Here is a 16,238-nt window from a genome sequence, read left to right as displayed (position 1 = left end):
ACGAGCTGTTCCCCCGTACGACACTGCCTCGTTCACCGAGCGTTGCCTAACGTCCGGTGATCAAGAGCATCGGCTCCGTGAGGGAAGGACATCGATGAGAGAGACGACGCGAGGACGTGCCGGTCGCCGGCTCGCCGCATTCGTGACCGCCGCCGCCGCGCTGCCCGTCGTGACGCTCGCACCCGCCCCCGCCCAGGCGGCCGCCGCCGTCACCTGTGCCAGCACGGGACCGACGTACGCCGTCGACACGGCCGGGAACCTGCTGCGTCAGTCCATGCCCACCCCGCTCACCGGCGGCACGATGCCGTCGCCCAGCACGATCGACACCGGCTGGTCCGGCTACGGGCAGGTCATGGCCGGCCCGGACCAGGAGCTGTACGGAGTCAAGTCCGACGGCCTCTACCTGAGTCGGCGTACCAGCTCAGGCACCTGGGACATCCACCACAAGAAGATCAGCAACAACTTCGGCCGGTACCAGCAGGCCGCGAACCGCGACAAGATCACCGTCGACCGCGCCGGCCACATCTGGCGGCTCGACGAGAACGGCGCCCTGCGCTGGCACAGGTACTACGCGGACACCGGCTCCTGGTACCCCGGCGGCGACAAGGTCGTGGACGCGGGCTGGAGCCGCTACGACGCGATCGTCGCCGGGGACGAAGGAGTGGTCTACGGCCGGGAGGCCGCGACCGGGTCCCTCCACCGCTCCCGCTACGACTTCACCAGCCAGCGCTGGATCGAACGCCACGTACGGGTGAGCTACTCCGGCTGGAACACCGAGGGCGACCTGGCGTCGCTCGGCGGCGACACCCTGCTGCGCGTGATGCCGGACGGCGACCTGCGCTACTACCGCTACGACGAGGACACCGACACCTGGGCCGTCGCGGCCAAGGTCATCGGCTCCGGCCGCTGGGCCGGCTACCGCAACGTGACCGCCGCCCCCGACGCCTGCCGCATCGGCGCCGACCACACCCCGCCGTCCCCGCGGATCGAGGTGGAACCCCACAGCACCACCAGCATCCTCCAGGCCTCCGCCGGCACCGTGGAGTACGCCTACACGGACGGCATCGGCCGGCTCGTGCACGGACGCCAGCTCGACCCCACCGACTTCAACAGCGTCCAGTGGACCGTCCTCGACGACCAGGAGGGGCTCACCGGCCGGCCGTCGCTCGCCGAGCACCCCGACGGCCGCATGGCGCTGACCGCCCACAACCTGAACGGCGACATCTGGACGCGCAACCAGGCCGCCCGGTCGAGCGCCGACTGGTCGAACTGGGTCGACCTGGCCGGGGCGATGGCCCAGCACGCCACCACCGCGAAGCTGCCCGACGGCCGTCTCGTCCAGTTCGCCGTCGACGCGGAGGGCAGGCCCTGGTACCGCGCCGAGCAGGAGGCCAACGGCTACTTCATGAGCTGGCTGCCCCTGAGCGGCGGCAGCCACACCCGGCCGCTGACCGCCGTCACGGTGCGCGACGGCATCCAGCTCTTCGGCGTCAACGCCTCCGGCACCGTGACCACCGCCCACTTCAGCGACGGCACCCTCTCGGCCTGGACCAACCTCGCCGGCACGGGCTTCACCGGCACGCCGGCGGTCGTGGTCTACCCGGGCTACCGGCTCGCCGTCTTCGCCCGTGACGCCGACGGGCACATAGCCACCATGGGTCAGGACACCGAGGGCGGTGCCTTCCCCGCCGCCTGGTCCCAGGTCGGCGACAAGACCTTCGCCGGATCCCCCTCCGTCGTCATCAGCCCCCTCACCGGCATCACCGAGATCATGGCCCGCGCCGACGACGGCCACCTGTACAACACCGGCGAACAGACCCAGGGCTCCGGCACCTGGCGCGCCTGGAAGCAGGAGACCTACGAAGCGGCGGCCACCGACCCCACCGCCTTCACCTACACCAACGCCTCCGGACCCACCTGGGCCTTCTCCTACCGCACCGGCACCAACCAGACCCGCGTCTACGCGGCCTCCAGCGCCACCACCGCCTTCCGCGGCGACAGCAGCCGGGCCAAGGCCGAGCCCGCCCCCGTCTTCGAGGAGCACGAGCTCCCCGCACCGGCGGACGAGCGGTCCCGCTAGTCCCGTACCCGCACGTTCCGGCCGGCGCGGTGCGGCGGTGCCCGACGTCCCGGCGAATCGTTGGTCGAATGGGTTGGCCAGAGCCCGGCCACTGCCTACCATCGATCACCGCAAGACTTTGTGCACCGCCGCACAAGCTCTCCTCAGGAGGTCTCCTTGCACCGCCGCCGTCGCACCGCGCTCCTCCTCACCGCCGCGATCGCCGCGGCGGCGCCCCTGCTCACCGCCTGCGGGAACGACGCGCACCCCGGTGCGGCGGCCGTCGTCGGCGGTGAGCGGATCACCGTGTCGCAGCTGGAGAACCGGGTCGACGAGGTCCGCGCGGCCCAGCGGGCGGCCGTACCGGACGACGCCCAGTACCAGCAGGCCATCGCCCGCACCGGCAGCCTCACCCGCGACACCCTGCACGGCATGGTCCTGGACCGGGTCCTGGAGCGCGCCGCGCGGGACGCCGGCGTGACGGTCACGGACCGCGAGGTCCAGCGGATGCGGACCGGTCTGGAGCAGCAGGCCGGCGGCGCCGAGGCGCTGGAGGCGGCCTGGCTGCAGCAGTACGGCATCCCGCCGCAGCGCCTCGACGCCAACCTCCGCCTCCAGATCCAGGCCCAGAAGCTCGCCCAGCGGCTCGGCACCGACACCGGCCGGCCCGAGTTCTGGCAGGCGCTGTCCGAGGCGGGCAAGGAGCTCGACGTCGACCTCAACCCGCGCTACGGCGACTGGGACGTCGAGAAGAGCAGCCGCGTCGACGCCAGGACGCCGTGGGTACGGGACGTCACGGCGACCGGGACGCCGCAGGCGCTCTGACCCGCCGACTGTGGACAACCGGTCCGTGGACGACCTGCCTGTGGGTGACGGACCTGTGGACGACTCGGGGGCTGTCGGCAGGGTGGGCTAGTTTCGGAGCGTGAACGCAAACAGCCCCGCACCGAGCTCCGAGGCCGCCCCCGGCCGTGTCGTCCTGCTCACCACCAGCCACCGTGTCGCGCCCGGCCTGCTGTCCTGGCAGGCCTGGCAGGCCCTGCACACGGCCGACAGGGTGCTGTGCGCGGACGGCGCCCACCCGCAGCTGCCGTATCTGCGGGAGGCCGGGATACCGGTCGAGGAGGCGTCACCGACCGCCGAGGAGATCGTCGACGCCTGCGTGGGCGGGCGGACGGTGGCGGTCGTGGCGACGGGGGAGGGTGAGCCCGCGCTGACCGACGGGCTGGCGCGGCTGGCCGGGAGCGGCCGGGTCCGGATGCCCGAGCTGGAGCTGCTGCCCGCCTCCTACGACCTGCCGGGCGCCCGGCTGCTCGACCTCGTGCAGGTCATGGACCGCATTCGCGCGGAGTGCCCGTGGTCGTCCCGGCAGACCCACGAGGGTCTGGCGAAGTACGGCATCGAGGAGGCGTACGAGCTCGTCGAGGCCATCGAGGAGGGCGACCGGGACGAGCTGCGCGAGGAGTTGGGGGACGTGCTGCTCCAGGTCGTCTTCCACGCCCGGATCGCCGAGGAGCACCCTCAGGAGCCGTTCTCCGTCGACGACGTGGCGGGGGGCATCGTGGCCAAGCTGATCCACCGGCACCCGCACGTCTTCGGCGAGGAGACGGCGGAGACGCCGGAGGACGTCAAGGAGCACTGGCTGCGGACCAAGGCGGAGGAGAAGCGGCGCAGCTCGGTGACGGAGGGGGTGCCGCTCGGACAGCCCGGACTGGCGCTGGCGGCGAAGCTGGGGTCGCGGGCGCGGACGGCGGGGCTGGACGTGCCGGTGCCGGTGGGGGAGGGGGTCGGTTACGAGCTGCTGGCGCTGGCGGTGCGGGCGGAGGCCGCGGGGGTCGATCCGGAGGCGGCGCTGCGGGCGGCGGCGCGGGTGTACCGGGACGCGATACGGGCCGCGGAGGGCGGCCGGGGCGAGGGCTGAGCGAGGGGCGCGGGCAGCAGGGTTCTCGCCCCGCCGCCCCTTCCCGTCCCCGAGGCCCCGAACCCCCGTGCGCGCGGTTCCCCGCGCCCCTGAGGGGCGCGGGCCGCCCGTTAGGGTCGCCGCATGGATGACCAGCCTGCCGCCTCCGCCCCGCGGGGTCCCGTTCCCGAGCTGTTCAGCTGGGAGTTCGCCGCCGATCCGTACCCCGCCTACGCCTGGCTCCGTGAGCATTCGCCGGTGCACTGGACGAAGCTCCCCAGCGGCGTGGAAGCCTGGCTCGTCACCCGTTACGCCGACGCCAAGCAGGCCCTCGCCGACCAGCGCCTGAGCAAAAACCCGGTGCACCATGCGGAAGACGCCGTGGGGAAGAGCAAGACGGGCATCCCCGGCGAACGCAGCGCGAATCTCATGACACACCTGCTGAACATCGACCCGCCGGACCACACCCGGCTGCGCCGGCTGGTCAGCAAGGCGTTCACCCCGCGCCGGGTCGCCGAGTTCGCCCCCCGCGTACAGGAGCTGACCGACGGCCTCATCGACGCCTTCGCCGGCCGGGGCGGAGCCGACCTCATCCACGACTTCGCCTTCCCCCTTCCCATCTACGCCATCTGCGACCTGCTCGGCGTACCGAAGGAAGACCAGGACGACCTTCGAGACTGGGCGGGAATGATGATCCGCCACGGCGGAGGCCCCCGCGGCGGGGTCGCCCGGTCCGTGAAGAGGATCCGCGGCTACCTCGCCGAGCTGATCCACCGTAAACGCAGCGATCTCGGCGACGACCTGATTTCCGGCCTCATCCGGGCGAGCGACCACGGCGAGCACCTGACCGAAGACGAAGCCGCCGCCATGTGCTTCGTGCTTCTGTTCGCCGGCTTCGAGACGACCATCAACTTGATCGGTAACGGCACGCACGCCTTGCTCCAGAACCCTGAACAGCGCGCTCTTCTCCAGCGGGCCCTCGCCGAAGACGATGACCGCCTCGTGACGACCGCGGTGGAGGAGCTGCTGCGATTCGACGGCCCGGTGGAGCTGGCGACCTGGCGGTACGCGACCCAGCCTCTCGAAATCGGCGGCACGCCCATTTCCCAAGGCGATCCCGTTCTGGTCGTGCTCGCCGCCGCCAACCGTGACCCCGCACGTTTCGACGCGCCGGGCACGCTCGATCTGACGCGCAGGGACAACCAGCATCTGGGGTACGGCCACGGCATTCACTACTGCCTGGGCGCTCCGCTGGCCCGGCTGGAAGGTCACGTAGCGTTGTCGACGCTGCTGCGCCGTCTGCCGGACCTGCGGCTCGCGGTGGAACCGGCCGAACTCCGCTGGCGGGGCGGGCTCATCATGCGCGGACTGCGCACGCTTCCGGTGGAGTTCACCCCGCCGCGGAACGGTCCGCGGAAGTGACGGACCGGGCCGCCGACCGCAGTGCCCCCGAGTGGGCCAGCGCAAACATGACACGCTCTCAACTCTGTGATCTTCACGTGATCTGCGCGGCATGAACTTGTGACAAGTGATCGTCTCCGGATACGTTCACCCATCAAGTGCGGTGCCCGGGGCTTCCCTCACCGCGCCTGTCATTGCTGTTCTGCGAAAGGTCTCCGCATGCTCTCCGGGAACGGTCGGCACCGTCGCCCCCGCCAGGCTCCGGCTCTCCTCGTCGCGGCCGGAGTGACCGGCTCCGCCATCGCGATCCCGCTCCTCGGAGCCGGCAGCGCCAGCGCGGCCGACGGCGCGACCTGGGACCGGGTCGCCGAATGCGAAAGCGGTGGCTCCTGGAGCCAGAACACCGGCAACGGCTACTACGGCGGCCTGCAGTTGACCCAGGACGACTGGGAGCGGTACGGCGGCCTGGACTACGCGACCAGCCCCGACCAGGCCAGCCGCGGCCAGCAGATAGCCGTGGCCGAGAGAATCCTCGCCGACCAGGGGGTCGGCGCGTGGCGCACCTGCGGACTGACGGCGGGCCTCGGACAGGACTCGACGTCGGCCGGCGTCGACACGGGTGTGGCGGAGGACTCGACCTCGGACACGTCCGGCTCCACGGACCCGTCCGGCTCCTCCGACTCCACTGACTCGTCCGGATCGTCGGACTCCGGTGATTCGTCCGCTTCGTCCTCCCCGTCGGCCGCAGCCGGCGCGGAGGGGTCGGCGAACGGTGAGGGCGCGGCCGGTGAGGGCGCGGCCGGTGAATCGGCCAAGTCCGACGGGTCGGGTGGCTCGGAGAAGGATTCGGACAGCGGCTCCGGCGACGGATCCGGCGCCTCCCCCTCCGCCTCGGCCACCCCCAGGAGTGATGAGTCGGACAAGTCGGGGCAGACCACCGGCTCTTCCGAACTCACCGGCACCGAAGGCACGGGCGCCGGCCGCCATCGTGGCGTCAGTGCCGAGGAGGGCGAGGTGGAGGACCGTGCGTCGGACCCGTCCGGCCGGCACGCCTCGCGCAGCGCCGACGCCTCGCGCGCCGCCGCCGACGGCTCGTACACCGTGCGCACCGGCGACAGCCTCTCGTCCATCGCCGACTCCCTTGAGCTCGACGGCGGATGGCGGTCGCTCTACGCGAAGAACGAGCAGGTCGTCGGTGCCGACCCGGACCTCATCCTGCCGGGTCAGGAGCTCGAGGTCGGGATCGAACCGGGCGAGAAGTGACACCCGAAAGGGTGTAGAGCTGGCGGCAGTTGACGTCACGTTTCGCGGTTAATGTCCGATTTAAAGACTGTGAGAGATAGGTCTCAGAAGCCCTGATCGTCTTTGAAATTCCGCGGACCGCGTGCTTACGGTCGTGATCGCTCGCCACCGCGGGCCCCGACTGCCGCCACGCCGAATCCTGCCGGCGGCAGCACGGGAACAGTCGTCGCATCATGCGCCGTAGGCAGGAGCGGGGGACCCAAGGTAAGCGCCCCTTCCGGTGATTGACACCGGATCGGGCTTGGGGTGGAGCCGCGTCCCGTGAGGGACGCGGCCGGGCAACTCAACCGGCCCGAACCCGACAGCTCACCTCGCAGGCGTCGGTGAGGGGATCCATCCATGCTGTTTTCCGGCAAGGGCAAGCACCGTCGTCCGTCCAAGGCCACCCGCGCGATCGCCGTCGCCGGTGTCGCCTCCGCCGCCGTCGCCGCTCCGCTGATGGCGGCCGGCAACGCCTCCGCCGCCACCGCCTCCGAGTGGGACACCGTCGCCCAGTGCGAGTCCGGCGGCAACTGGTCCATCAACACCGGCAACGGTTACTACGGCGGTCTGCAGTTCTCCGCCTCCACCTGGGCCGCGTACGGCGGCACGCAGTACGCCTCCACCGCCGACCGGGCCAGCAAGGCCCAGCAGATCGAGATCGCCGAGAAGGTCCTCGCGGGCCAGGGCAAGGGCGCCTGGCCGGTCTGCGGCACGGGCCTGTCCAACGCCGCCTACACCGGCTCCTCCGCGAACGGCACCTCGAACGGCTCCTCGGCCGGCTCCTCGCAGGGCACCGGTTCCACCGGGACCCGCGAGACCGGGCAGAAGGCCTCCCGCTCCGCCGAGCGCCCGGCCGCCGAGCAGAGGACCGAGCGGAAGGCCGAGCGGAAGGCCGAGGAGAAGACCGTCACCACCCCGACCGGCGAGAAGGTCGAGAAGGGCGACGGCGAGTACAAGGTCGTCAAGGGCGACACCCTCAGCTCCATCGCCGCCGAGCACGACGTCGAGGGCGGCTGGGCCCAGCTGTTCGAGCTGAACGACGACATCGTCGACGTCGCCGACCTCATCTACCCGGGCCAGCAGCTGCACCTGAAGTAAGCGGCCGTCCCCCCTGCTCCCCGCCCCGGTGCGTCGTCCCCCGTACGCGCCGGGGCGGGGTTTTTGCGGCCGGGTTTCCGGAAACGGCTTTGTTCCGTTCGGAAACAATTTACTCTCGGTTCTGTCCACGGGGCGGGCGGCCGGATGGCCGATCGCCCGGAGCCGGTTAGGCTCGGTCTCGCAAGACCCTCCGGGGTCCTGCCCACCCGCGTCACATCCAAGAAGGAGATGCTCGTGCCGTCCATCGACGTCGTCGTAGCCCGGGAAATCCTGGACTCCCGAGGCAACCCCACGGTCGAGGTCGAGGTCGGCCTCGACGACGGCAGCACGGGTCGTGCCGCCGTCCCGTCCGGCGCCTCCACCGGCGCCTTCGAGGCCATCGAACTCCGTGACGGCGATGCCAACCGTTACCTGGGCAAGGGCGTCGAGAAGGCCGTCCTGGCCGTCATCGAGCAGATCGGCCCGGAGCTCGTCGGTTACGACGCCACCGAGCAGCGCCTGATCGACCAGGCGATGTTCGACCTGGACGCCACCGACAACAAGGGCTCCCTCGGCGCCAACGCCATCCTCGGCGTCTCGCTCGCCGTCGCCCACGCCGCCTCCGAGGCCAGCGACCTCCCGCTCTTCCGCTACCTGGGCGGCCCCAACGCGCACCTGCTGCCGGTGCCGATGATGAACATCCTGAACGGCGGCTCGCACGCCGACTCCAACGTGGACATCCAGGAGTTCATGATCGCCCCGATCGGCGCGGAGTCCTTCTCCGAGGCCCTGCGCTGGGGCGCCGAGATCTACCACACCCTGAAGAAGGTCCTGAAGAGCAAGGGCCTGGCCACCGGCCTCGGTGACGAGGGCGGCTTCGCCCCGAACCTCGGCTCCAACCGCGAGGCCCTCGACCTCATCCTCGAGGCCATCAAGGAGGCCGGCTACACCCCGGGCGAGCAGATCGCCCTGGCGCTCGACGTCGCCGCGTCCGAGTTCTACAAGGACGGCTCCTACACCTTCGAGGGCAAGGAGCGCTCCGCCGCCGAGATGACCGAGTACTACGCCGAGCTCGTCGACGCGTACCCGCTCGTCTCCATCGAGGACCCGCTGTTCGAGGACGACTGGGAGGGCTGGAAGACCATCACCGCCAAGCTCGGTGACAAGGTCCAGCTCGTCGGCGACGACCTGTTCGTCACCAACCCCGAGCGCCTCGCCCGCGGCATCGAGGAGGGCGCCGCCAACGCCCTGCTGGTCAAGGTCAACCAGATCGGCTCGCTGACCGAGACCCTGGACGCCGTCGAGCTGGCCCAGCGCAACGGCTTCAAGTGCATGATGTCCCACCGCTCCGGCGAGACCGAGGACGTCACCATCGCCGACCTGGCCGTCGCCACCAACTGCGGCCAGATCAAGACCGGCGCCCCGGCCCGCTCCGAGCGCGTCGCCAAGTACAACCAGCTGCTGCGCATCGAGGAGATCCTCGACGACGCCGCGGTGTACGCCGGCCGCTCCGCCTTCCCCCGTTTCAAGGGCTGAGCTCCCCGCCCGTAGGCGGCGTCGTACGTACGTCCCCGTACCCGGTCCCGTACCGTGTGCGGGGACGTACGCACGTATGAACACGCATGAAGGCGAACCGGAGGCGGAACATGGCGGTCAAGGACCGGGACCGTTTCTCCACCGCGACCAGGATCCGGCTGATCGGTGAGCAGACCGCGGCCCGGGTCTACCGCTCGCAGACCAAGCGCCAGGCCCGCCGCTCCCGGCTGACCGGACGGGCGGCGCTGCTCGCCCTGGTGGTCTGCTCCATGATCGTCGCCCTCGCCTACCCCATGCGGCAGTACGTCTCCCAGCGCGCGGACATCGCCGACCTCCAGCAGGAGCAGGACGAGACCCGTCGGCGGGTCGAACGGCTGCGCGACCTGAAGGCCCGCTGGCAGGACGACGCCTACGCCGAGCAGGAGATCCGCCGGCGGCTGCACTACGTCATGCCCGGCGAGACCGGCTACATCGTCATCGACCCGGGTGCGGCGAAGCAGTCCCGTACGGATCTCGAAGCCGCTGACCGCCCCTGGTACGCGAACGTCTGGGACGGCGTCGACAAGGCCGACGCCGCCGACCAGTGACCCCCTGTTGGAAGCCGCAGAAAGACACGTATGGAAACGCCCCCGCCCACGACCCCGCGCACCGAGCCCACCGACGCGGACGTCGAGGCCTTCAAGCAACAGCTCGGCCGGCCCCCGCGCGGGCTGCGCGCCATCGCGCACCGCTGCCCCTGCGGGCAGCCGGACGTCGTGGAGACCGCGCCGAGGCTGCCCGACGGCACCCCCTTCCCGACGCTGTACTACCTCACCTGCCCGAAGGCGAACTCCGCGATCGGGACGCTGGAGGCAGGCGGCGTGATGAAGGAGATGACGGAGCGGCTGGCCGCGGACCCCGAGCTGGCGGCCGCGTACCGCGCGGCGCACGAGGACTACGTCCGGCGCCGCGACGAGATCGAGGAGCTCAAGAACTTCCCCAGCGCGGGCGGCATGCCGGACCGCGTGAAGTGCCTGCACGTGCTGGTCGCCCACTCGCTGGCCGCGGGACCCGGGGTCAACCCGCTGGGCGACGAGGCGCTGGCGATGCTGCCCCAGTGGTGGCGCAAGGGCGCCTGCGTGGCGCTTCCCGTGAAGGAGGAGGGCCAGTGACCCGGGTCGCCGCCATCGACTGCGGTACGAACTCCATCCGGCTCCTGGTGGCCGACGCGGATCCACGGACCGGTGAACTCACCGACCTGGACCGGCGGATGACGATCGTGCGGCTCGGCCAGGGCGTCGACCGCACGGGCCGGCTGGCGCCCGAGGCGCTGGAGCGGACGTTCGCCGCCTGCCGCGAGTACGCGGAGGTCGTCAAGGAGCACGGTGCGGAGCACCTGCGCTTCGTCGCCACCTCCGCCTCCCGCGACGCCGAGAACCGCGATGTCTTCGTGCGCGGGGTGCTGGACATCCTGGGCGTGGAGCCCGAGGTCATCACCGGCGACCAGGAGGCCGAGTTCTCCTTCACCGGGGCCACCAAGGAGCTGACGGGCCGGACCGACCTGCACCGCCCGTTCCTGGTCGTGGACATCGGCGGCGGCTCGACCGAGTTCGTCGTGGGCGACGATCACGTCCGCGCCGCCCGGTCCGTGGACGTCGGCTGCGTACGGATGACCGAGCGGCACCTGGTGCGGGACGGGGCCGTCACGGACCCGCCGACCGAGGAGCAGATCGCGGCGATGCGCGCCGACATCGAGGCCGCCCTCGACCGCGCCGAGGAGACGGTCCCGCTGCGCGAGGCGCGCACCCTGGTCGGCCTGGCCGGCTCGGTCACCACCGTGTCGGCGATCGCCCAGGAGCTCCCCGAGTACGACTCCGGGGCCATCCACCACTCCCGCGTCTCCCGCGACCGCGTCCGCGAGATCACCGAGTGGCTGCTGCGCTCCACCCACGCCGAGCGCGCGGCGGTGCCCTCCATGCATCCGGGCCGGGTCGACGTGATCGGAGCCGGGGCCCTGGTGCTGTTGTCGATCATGGAGCGGATCGGCGCGGAGGAGGTCGTGGTCTCGGAGCACGACATCCTCGACGGCATCGCCTGGTCCGCGGCCTGACTCTCCTTCACTACTGGCCGGTAGTACTCCGCTGAGCAGTCGGTATGGCGTTTGAGCGGTGTCCGGGGGGCCCTTTCGGGTCCCTCGGCGGGGCTCCGCCGGGAAAGTTCGTGAAGTTCTTCACAAGGAATTGGCCCCGGGGGGACGAAGAACTGAACCCGGTTGACCCGTTCGGACCCTCAACGCCCCTTTGAACACGTTCAGAAGGCGGCTACGAGTGTCTTGCCGGGGTGTGACGCGACGACTGGCCGGTCGGCCTCACAGCGCCTTCCGGCGGACAGAGAGGCAGCTCACGCGGCATTGACAACGTCCCGCGCGGGATGCTGGTTCCCGTTTCGCGCTGTGATCTGGATCAAGAAGCGGGGGATGGTAACACAGGCACTGTCGAAGCTTGTGAAGGGGCGCACGAGATACCCCCCTGAGGCGGGTGGATACTCGATGGCATGAGCACCACGGAGCGTCCCAGGATCCTCGTAGTAGGCGGTGGGTACGTAGGCCTGTACGCAGCTCGGCGCATCCAGAAGAAGATGCGTTACGGCGAGGCGACCGTCACCGTCGTCGACCCGCGGTCGTACATGACCTACCAGCCCTTCCTCCCCGAAACCGCCGCCGGCAACATCTCCCCGCGCCATGTCGTCGTCCCGTTGCGACGCGTGCTGCCCAAGGCGGAGGTCCTCACCGGCCGGGTCACCACCATCGACCAGGACCGCAAGGTCGCGCGCGTAGCCCCGCTGGTCGGCGAGGCGTACGAGCTGCCCTTCGACTACCTGGTGATCGCGCTCGGCGCGGTCTCCCGCACCTTCCCGATCCCCGGCCTCGCCGAACAGGGCATCGGCATGAAGGGCGTCGAGGAGGCCATCGGCCTGCGCAACCACGTCCTCGAGCAGCTCGACAAGGCCGACTCCACCACGGACGAGGAGATCCGGCGCAAGGCGCTCACCTTCGTCTTCATCGGCGGCGGCTTCGCCGGCGCGGAGACGATCGGCGAGGTCGAGGACATGGCCCGGGACGCGGCCAAGTACTACAAGACGGTGTCCCGCGAGGACATGCGCTTCATCCTGGTCGACGCCGCCGACAAGATCCTCCCCGAGGTCGGGCCCAAGCTCGGTGCGTACGGCAAGAAGCACCTGGAGAGCCGCGGCGTCGAGGTCTACCTGTCCACGTCGATGGACTCCTGCGTCGACGGCCACGTGGTGCTGAAGAACGGCCTCGAGGTCGACTCCAACACGATCGTGTGGACGGCGGGCGTCAAGCCGAACCCGGCGCTGTCCCGCTTCGGCCTGCCGCTGGGTCCGCGCGGTCACGTCGACACCGAGCCGACCCTCCAGGTCAAGGGCACCGACTACATCTGGGCCGCGGGCGACAACGCACAGGTCCCGGACCTCGTGGGCCGCAAGGCCGGCAACGAGAACGCCTGGTGCCCGCCGAACGCCCAGCACGCGCTGCGCCAGGCCAAGGTCCTCGGCGACAACGTGGTCTCCGGCATGCGGGGCTTCCCGCAGAAGGAGTACAGCCACGCCAACAAGGGCGCGGTGGCGGGCCTCGGCCTGCACAAGGGCGTGGCGATGATCGTCATGGGCAAGATGAAGATCAAGCTCAAGGGCCGTCTCGCCTGGTACATGCACCGTGGCTACCACGGCATGGCGATGCCGACCTGGAACCGCAAGATCCGCGTCTTCGCCGACTGGACCCTCGGTATGTTCCTCAAGCGCGAGGTCGTGTCCCTGGGCGCGATCGAGTCGCCGCGCGACGAGTTCTACGAGGCGGCGAAGCCGGCGCCGGCGGCCGCCCAGCAGGAGCCGAAGAAGACCGAGGCCAAGGCCTCCTGACCTCCGGTCACCCCGAAGGGGCCGCCCGCCATCCGTGGTGCGGGCGGCCCCTTCGGCGTTCCCACGGGCCCGCCGGGCGTGCGTTCCCCGCTCCCGATCCGGGTGGCGCAGGGGCACAGGCCGCGCGGGGTCCAGGGGGCGAGCGCGTCAAGGGGCGCCTCCTCCGGTCTCCCGGGCGGAGCCCATGAGGCGCCGCCGCGCGTGCGATCCGGTGTCCTGCCGGGAGACGGCGCGTGCCGGGGACTGCCGACCCGTGCCCCGGGTGTCCACGTGGTGACCACGTTCCGGGATTCCCCGTCACGGAGGTGCACACCACGCCAGACGCCGCCGCGCGGCTGAAAGGCCACGTCGAACAGCTGACCGGCGCCCCCGGTCCTCGCCGTCAGGACCCCCGGTTCCGGCGCCTCCGGCCTCCCCCGCGCGCCCGCACCTGGAACTGACCCGCACACGACGGCGGGCCCCGCTCCGTCCGGAACGGGGCCCGCGTCATGAGCCGTGCGCTACTCGGCCTTGATCGCCTGCAGCATGTTGAGCCGGGCCGCCCGCCGCGCCGGCCACAGCGCCGCCAGCACGCCCACCACCGCGGCCAGCAGCAGGAAGATCCCCATCCGGCCCCACGGCAGGACCAGTTCGTACGTCGCCATCCTCGACCCCACCAGCTCACCGGCCGCCCAGCCGAAGAACACGCCCAGGCCGAGGCCGAGCACCGCGCCGAACAGCGAGATCACCAGGGACTCCAGCCGGACCATCCGCTTGACGCCCTTGCGGTCCAGGCCGATCGCCCGCAGCATGCCGATCTCCTGGGAGCGCTCGAACACCGACATCGCCAGGGTGTTGACGACGCCGAGGACCGCCACGATCACCGCCATCGCCAGCAGGCCGTAGACCATGTTCAGGATCAGGGTGAACATCTTCGCGATCTCGTTGGAGAGGTCCTGCTTGTCCTGGACCGAGATCGCCGGGTTGGCGCCGAGGGCCTTCTCCAGCGCGTCCTTCGCCGCGTCGGACGTACCGTCGGCGGTCTTCACCATGACCATCATGTCGGCCGGTTCCGACTCGTGCGGCTCGAGGGTCGCGATGTCGAGCATGATGCCGCTCATCATCTCGTTGGCCTGGTAGACGCCGGAGACCGTGAGCTTCTGCTTCTCGTCGTCCTCGTAGACGATGGTGAAGTCCGAACCGGCCTTCCAGCCGTACGACTTCGCGGTGTCCTCGTCCACGACGACCCGTGCGCCGCCGATCTCGAAGGCGCCCTGCACCACCGTGAAATCGGTCAGCTCGCCGAACGTGGCGCCGTTCACGCCGGTCAGGTACTCGTATTCGCCGTCGACGCGGGCGTACGCGTTGCGCGTCGAGCTGGTGGCGGTGACGCCGTCGGCACGCTTCAGCTCCTTCTCGACGTCCGGCGACAGCGGGCGCCCGTTCACCATGGACACCATGTAGTCCGCCTCGATCGCGGAGGCCGCCATCTTGTCGATGGACTTCTGCAGACTGCCGGCCATCACCGTCATACCGGTGATCAGGGTGAGCCCGATCATCAGCGCGGACGCGGTGGCGGCGGTACGGCGCGGGTTGCGCACCGAGTTCTGCCGGGCCAGCTTGCCGGCTACCCCGAAGGCACGCAGCACCGGGGCCGCGGCGGCGATCAGCGGACGGGACAGCAGCGGGGTCAGGACGAAGACGCCGATGATCAGCAGTACGGCGCCGAGCCCCATGGGGGCCTGGCCGTCGTTGCCCTCCATCGTGGTGGCCGCGAGGACCACCGCGACACCGGCCGCCGAGATCAGCCCGCCCAGCGTGTTGCGCAGCACCAGCGACTTGGTGGTCGCCTGGGCGTGCAGCGCGCTCATCGCCGCCACCGGCGGGATCTTCGCGGCCCGGCGGCCGGGCAGCCACGCGGCGAGCATGGTCACCAGGATGCCGACCGCGAACGCGGAGGCGACCGTGCCCGGGCTGACCACCAGGGGCCCGTCGGGCATGGGCGCGTCCAGCATCCCCATCAGGGAGCGCAGCCCCGCGCCGATGCCGACGCCGGCGACGAGACCGACGACGGCGGCGACCGCGCCGACCACGAACGCCTCGATCAGCACCGACCGCGTGACCTGACGCCGGGAGGCGCCGACCGCGCGCATCAGGGCCAGCTCCTTGGTGCGCTGGGCGACCAGCATGGTGAAGGTGTTGGCGATGATGAACGTACCGACGAACAGCGAGATCCCGGCGAACACCAGCAGGCCCTGCTTCAGGCCGCTCATCGAGGAGGCGATCGCCTCCGCCTGCTCGTCGGCGAGCTGCGTGCCCGTCGTGGTCTCCACGACGTCGGACGGCAGCGCCTTCTCCAGCTGGGCCCGCAGCGCGGTGTCGCTGACGCCGTCCTTCGCCTCGACGGCGATCTCGTCGAAGGTGCCCGCCTTGCCGAACAGCTTCTGCGCGCTCGCCGTGTCGAACAGCGTGAGGCTGCCGCCGGCCGCGACGTTGCCGTCGTCGGTGGTGAAGACGCCGGTGACCTCCGGCTCCAGGACGGGACCGTCGACCGACATCCGCACCGTGTCGCCGACCTCGTAGCCGGCCCGCTCCGCGGTCCTGGAATCGATGAGGATCTCGCCCTCACCCTTCGGCGCGCGCCCGCTGACCAGCGGGTACCGGGGATCCTCGGCGCCCCAGTAGTTGCCGCCCTGCGACTGGAAGCCGTCGCCGATCAGCTTGCCGTCCTTGTCGGCGAGCGCGGTGAAGCCCTGGACGGTGCCGACGGCCCGCGCGGCGCCGGGCACGGCGGCACTGGCGTCGACCAGTTCGCGGGTCAGCTCCTGGTACTCGCCGACCTTGCCGCCCTCGCCCTCCTTCCACTGGGGGGTGACGGCGACGTCGACGTGGTCGAAGCCCTTGGCGGACTGCTTCTGCAGGGCGTCGGAGAGGCTGTTGGTGAAGACCAGGGTCCCCGAGACGAACGCCACGCCGAGCATGACGGCGAGCACGGTCATCAGGAGCCTGGCCTTGTGCGCGGAGACGTTGCGCAAGGCGGTACGGAGCATGGGAGTCTTCTCGAGTCCAGACGTACGGAGGAGG

Annotated in this window: 12 protein-coding genes and 1 riboswitch; of the genes, 11 read left to right on the top strand and 1 reads right to left on the bottom strand. The window is 70.9% G+C overall.

Translation table 11 applies throughout. The features are described from left to right. Positions 1-94 precede the first annotated feature (94 nt). From ACZ8ZB_RS14045 to ACZ8ZB_RS13995, 11 genes are all read left to right on the top strand, one after another. On the top strand, positions 95-2,080 hold the full coding sequence (locus ACZ8ZB_RS14045; protein WP_470738054.1) for a tachylectin-related carbohydrate-binding protein: 1,986 nt from the start codon (positions 95-97) through the stop codon (positions 2,078-2,080). Between the two features lie 156 nt (positions 2,081-2,236). Beyond that, a complete protein-coding gene (locus ACZ8ZB_RS14040) occupies positions 2,237-2,884 on the top strand; it encodes a SurA N-terminal domain-containing protein (RefSeq protein ID WP_470738053.1) in 648 nt (215 codons plus the stop codon). Positions 2,885-2,984: 100 nt separating this feature from the next. Then, on the top strand, positions 2,985-3,980 hold the full coding sequence (locus ACZ8ZB_RS14035) for a nucleoside triphosphate pyrophosphohydrolase (protein WP_470738052.1): 996 nt from the start codon (positions 2,985-2,987) through the stop codon (positions 3,978-3,980). Between the two features lie 123 nt (positions 3,981-4,103). Next, positions 4,104-5,381: a cytochrome P450 family protein gene (locus ACZ8ZB_RS14030; protein ID WP_470738051.1), complete on the top strand. Its 1,278-nt coding sequence runs from the start codon at positions 4,104-4,106 to the stop codon at positions 5,379-5,381. 198 nt (positions 5,382-5,579) lie between these two features. Then, positions 5,580-6,623, top strand: a complete 1,044-nt coding sequence (locus ACZ8ZB_RS14025; RefSeq protein ID WP_470738050.1) for a transglycosylase family protein — start codon at positions 5,580-5,582, stop codon at positions 6,621-6,623. Positions 6,624-6,828: 205 nt separating this feature from the next. Further along, positions 6,829-6,997, top strand: a riboswitch (cyclic di-AMP (ydaO/yuaA leader). Positions 6,998-7,001: 4 nt separating this feature from the next. Next, on the top strand, positions 7,002-7,742 hold the full coding sequence (locus ACZ8ZB_RS14020) for a transglycosylase family protein (protein ID WP_470738049.1): 741 nt from the start codon (positions 7,002-7,004) through the stop codon (positions 7,740-7,742). A 234-nt stretch (positions 7,743-7,976) separates the two neighbouring features. Then, positions 7,977-9,257: a phosphopyruvate hydratase gene (gene eno, locus ACZ8ZB_RS14015; protein WP_470738048.1), complete on the top strand. Its 1,281-nt coding sequence runs from the start codon at positions 7,977-7,979 to the stop codon at positions 9,255-9,257. Between the two features lie 110 nt (positions 9,258-9,367). Continuing rightward, a complete protein-coding gene (locus ACZ8ZB_RS14010) occupies positions 9,368-9,844 on the top strand; it encodes an FtsB family cell division protein (protein ID WP_470738047.1) in 477 nt (158 codons plus the stop codon). Between the two features lie 30 nt (positions 9,845-9,874). Next, a complete protein-coding gene (locus ACZ8ZB_RS14005) occupies positions 9,875-10,408 on the top strand; it encodes a DUF501 domain-containing protein (RefSeq protein ID WP_470738046.1) in 534 nt (177 codons plus the stop codon). Next, positions 10,405-11,346, top strand: coding sequence for a Ppx/GppA phosphatase family protein (locus ACZ8ZB_RS14000; RefSeq protein WP_470738045.1), 942 nt, complete (start codon positions 10,405-10,407; stop codon positions 11,344-11,346). Before ACZ8ZB_RS14005 ends, ACZ8ZB_RS14000 begins: the two co-directional genes overlap by 4 nt. A 443-nt stretch (positions 11,347-11,789) precedes the next feature. Beyond that, the gene (locus ACZ8ZB_RS13995) at positions 11,790-13,175 is read left to right on the top strand and encodes an NAD(P)/FAD-dependent oxidoreductase (RefSeq protein ID WP_470738044.1); all 1,386 of its coding nucleotides are present in this window, start codon (positions 11,790-11,792) and stop codon (positions 13,173-13,175) included. 500 nt (positions 13,176-13,675) lie between these two features. Here the strand turns inward: ACZ8ZB_RS13995 and ACZ8ZB_RS13990 are convergent, their stop codons facing one another. Continuing rightward, complete coding sequence (locus ACZ8ZB_RS13990; protein WP_470738043.1) at positions 13,676-16,204, bottom strand: ABC transporter permease; 2,529 nt, start codon at positions 16,202-16,204, stop codon at positions 13,676-13,678. Positions 16,205-16,238 lie beyond the last annotated feature (34 nt).

This window comes from Streptomyces sp. 12E (assembly GCF_055633275.1).
The sequence above is the reverse complement of the archived record's forward strand: the minus strand, read 5'-3'. Positions and strand labels throughout refer to the sequence as shown.

What these genes read in the sequence shown, in the direction of transcription:
- ACZ8ZB_RS14045 (WP_470738054.1), top strand. Translation starts at nt 95, where the DNA reads ATGAGAGAGACGACGCGAGGACGTGCCGGTCGCCGGCTCGCCGCATTC.
- ACZ8ZB_RS14030 (WP_470738051.1), top strand. Translation starts at nt 4,104, where the DNA reads ATGGATGACCAGCCTGCCGCCTCCGCCCCGCGGGGTCCCGTTCCCGAG.
- ACZ8ZB_RS14025 (WP_470738050.1), top strand. Translation starts at nt 5,580, where the DNA reads ATGCTCTCCGGGAACGGTCGGCACCGTCGCCCCCGCCAGGCTCCGGCT.
- ACZ8ZB_RS14020 (WP_470738049.1), top strand. Translation starts at nt 7,002, where the DNA reads ATGCTGTTTTCCGGCAAGGGCAAGCACCGTCGTCCGTCCAAGGCCACC.
- ACZ8ZB_RS14010 (WP_470738047.1), top strand. Translation starts at nt 9,368, where the DNA reads ATGGCGGTCAAGGACCGGGACCGTTTCTCCACCGCGACCAGGATCCGG.
- ACZ8ZB_RS14005 (WP_470738046.1), top strand. Translation starts at nt 9,875, where the DNA reads ATGGAAACGCCCCCGCCCACGACCCCGCGCACCGAGCCCACCGACGCG.
- ACZ8ZB_RS13995 (WP_470738044.1), top strand. Translation starts at nt 11,790, where the DNA reads ATGAGCACCACGGAGCGTCCCAGGATCCTCGTAGTAGGCGGTGGGTAC.
- ACZ8ZB_RS13990 (WP_470738043.1), bottom strand. Translation starts at nt 16,204, where the DNA reads ATGCTCCGTACCGCCTTGCGCAACGTCTCCGCGCACAAGGCCAGGCTC.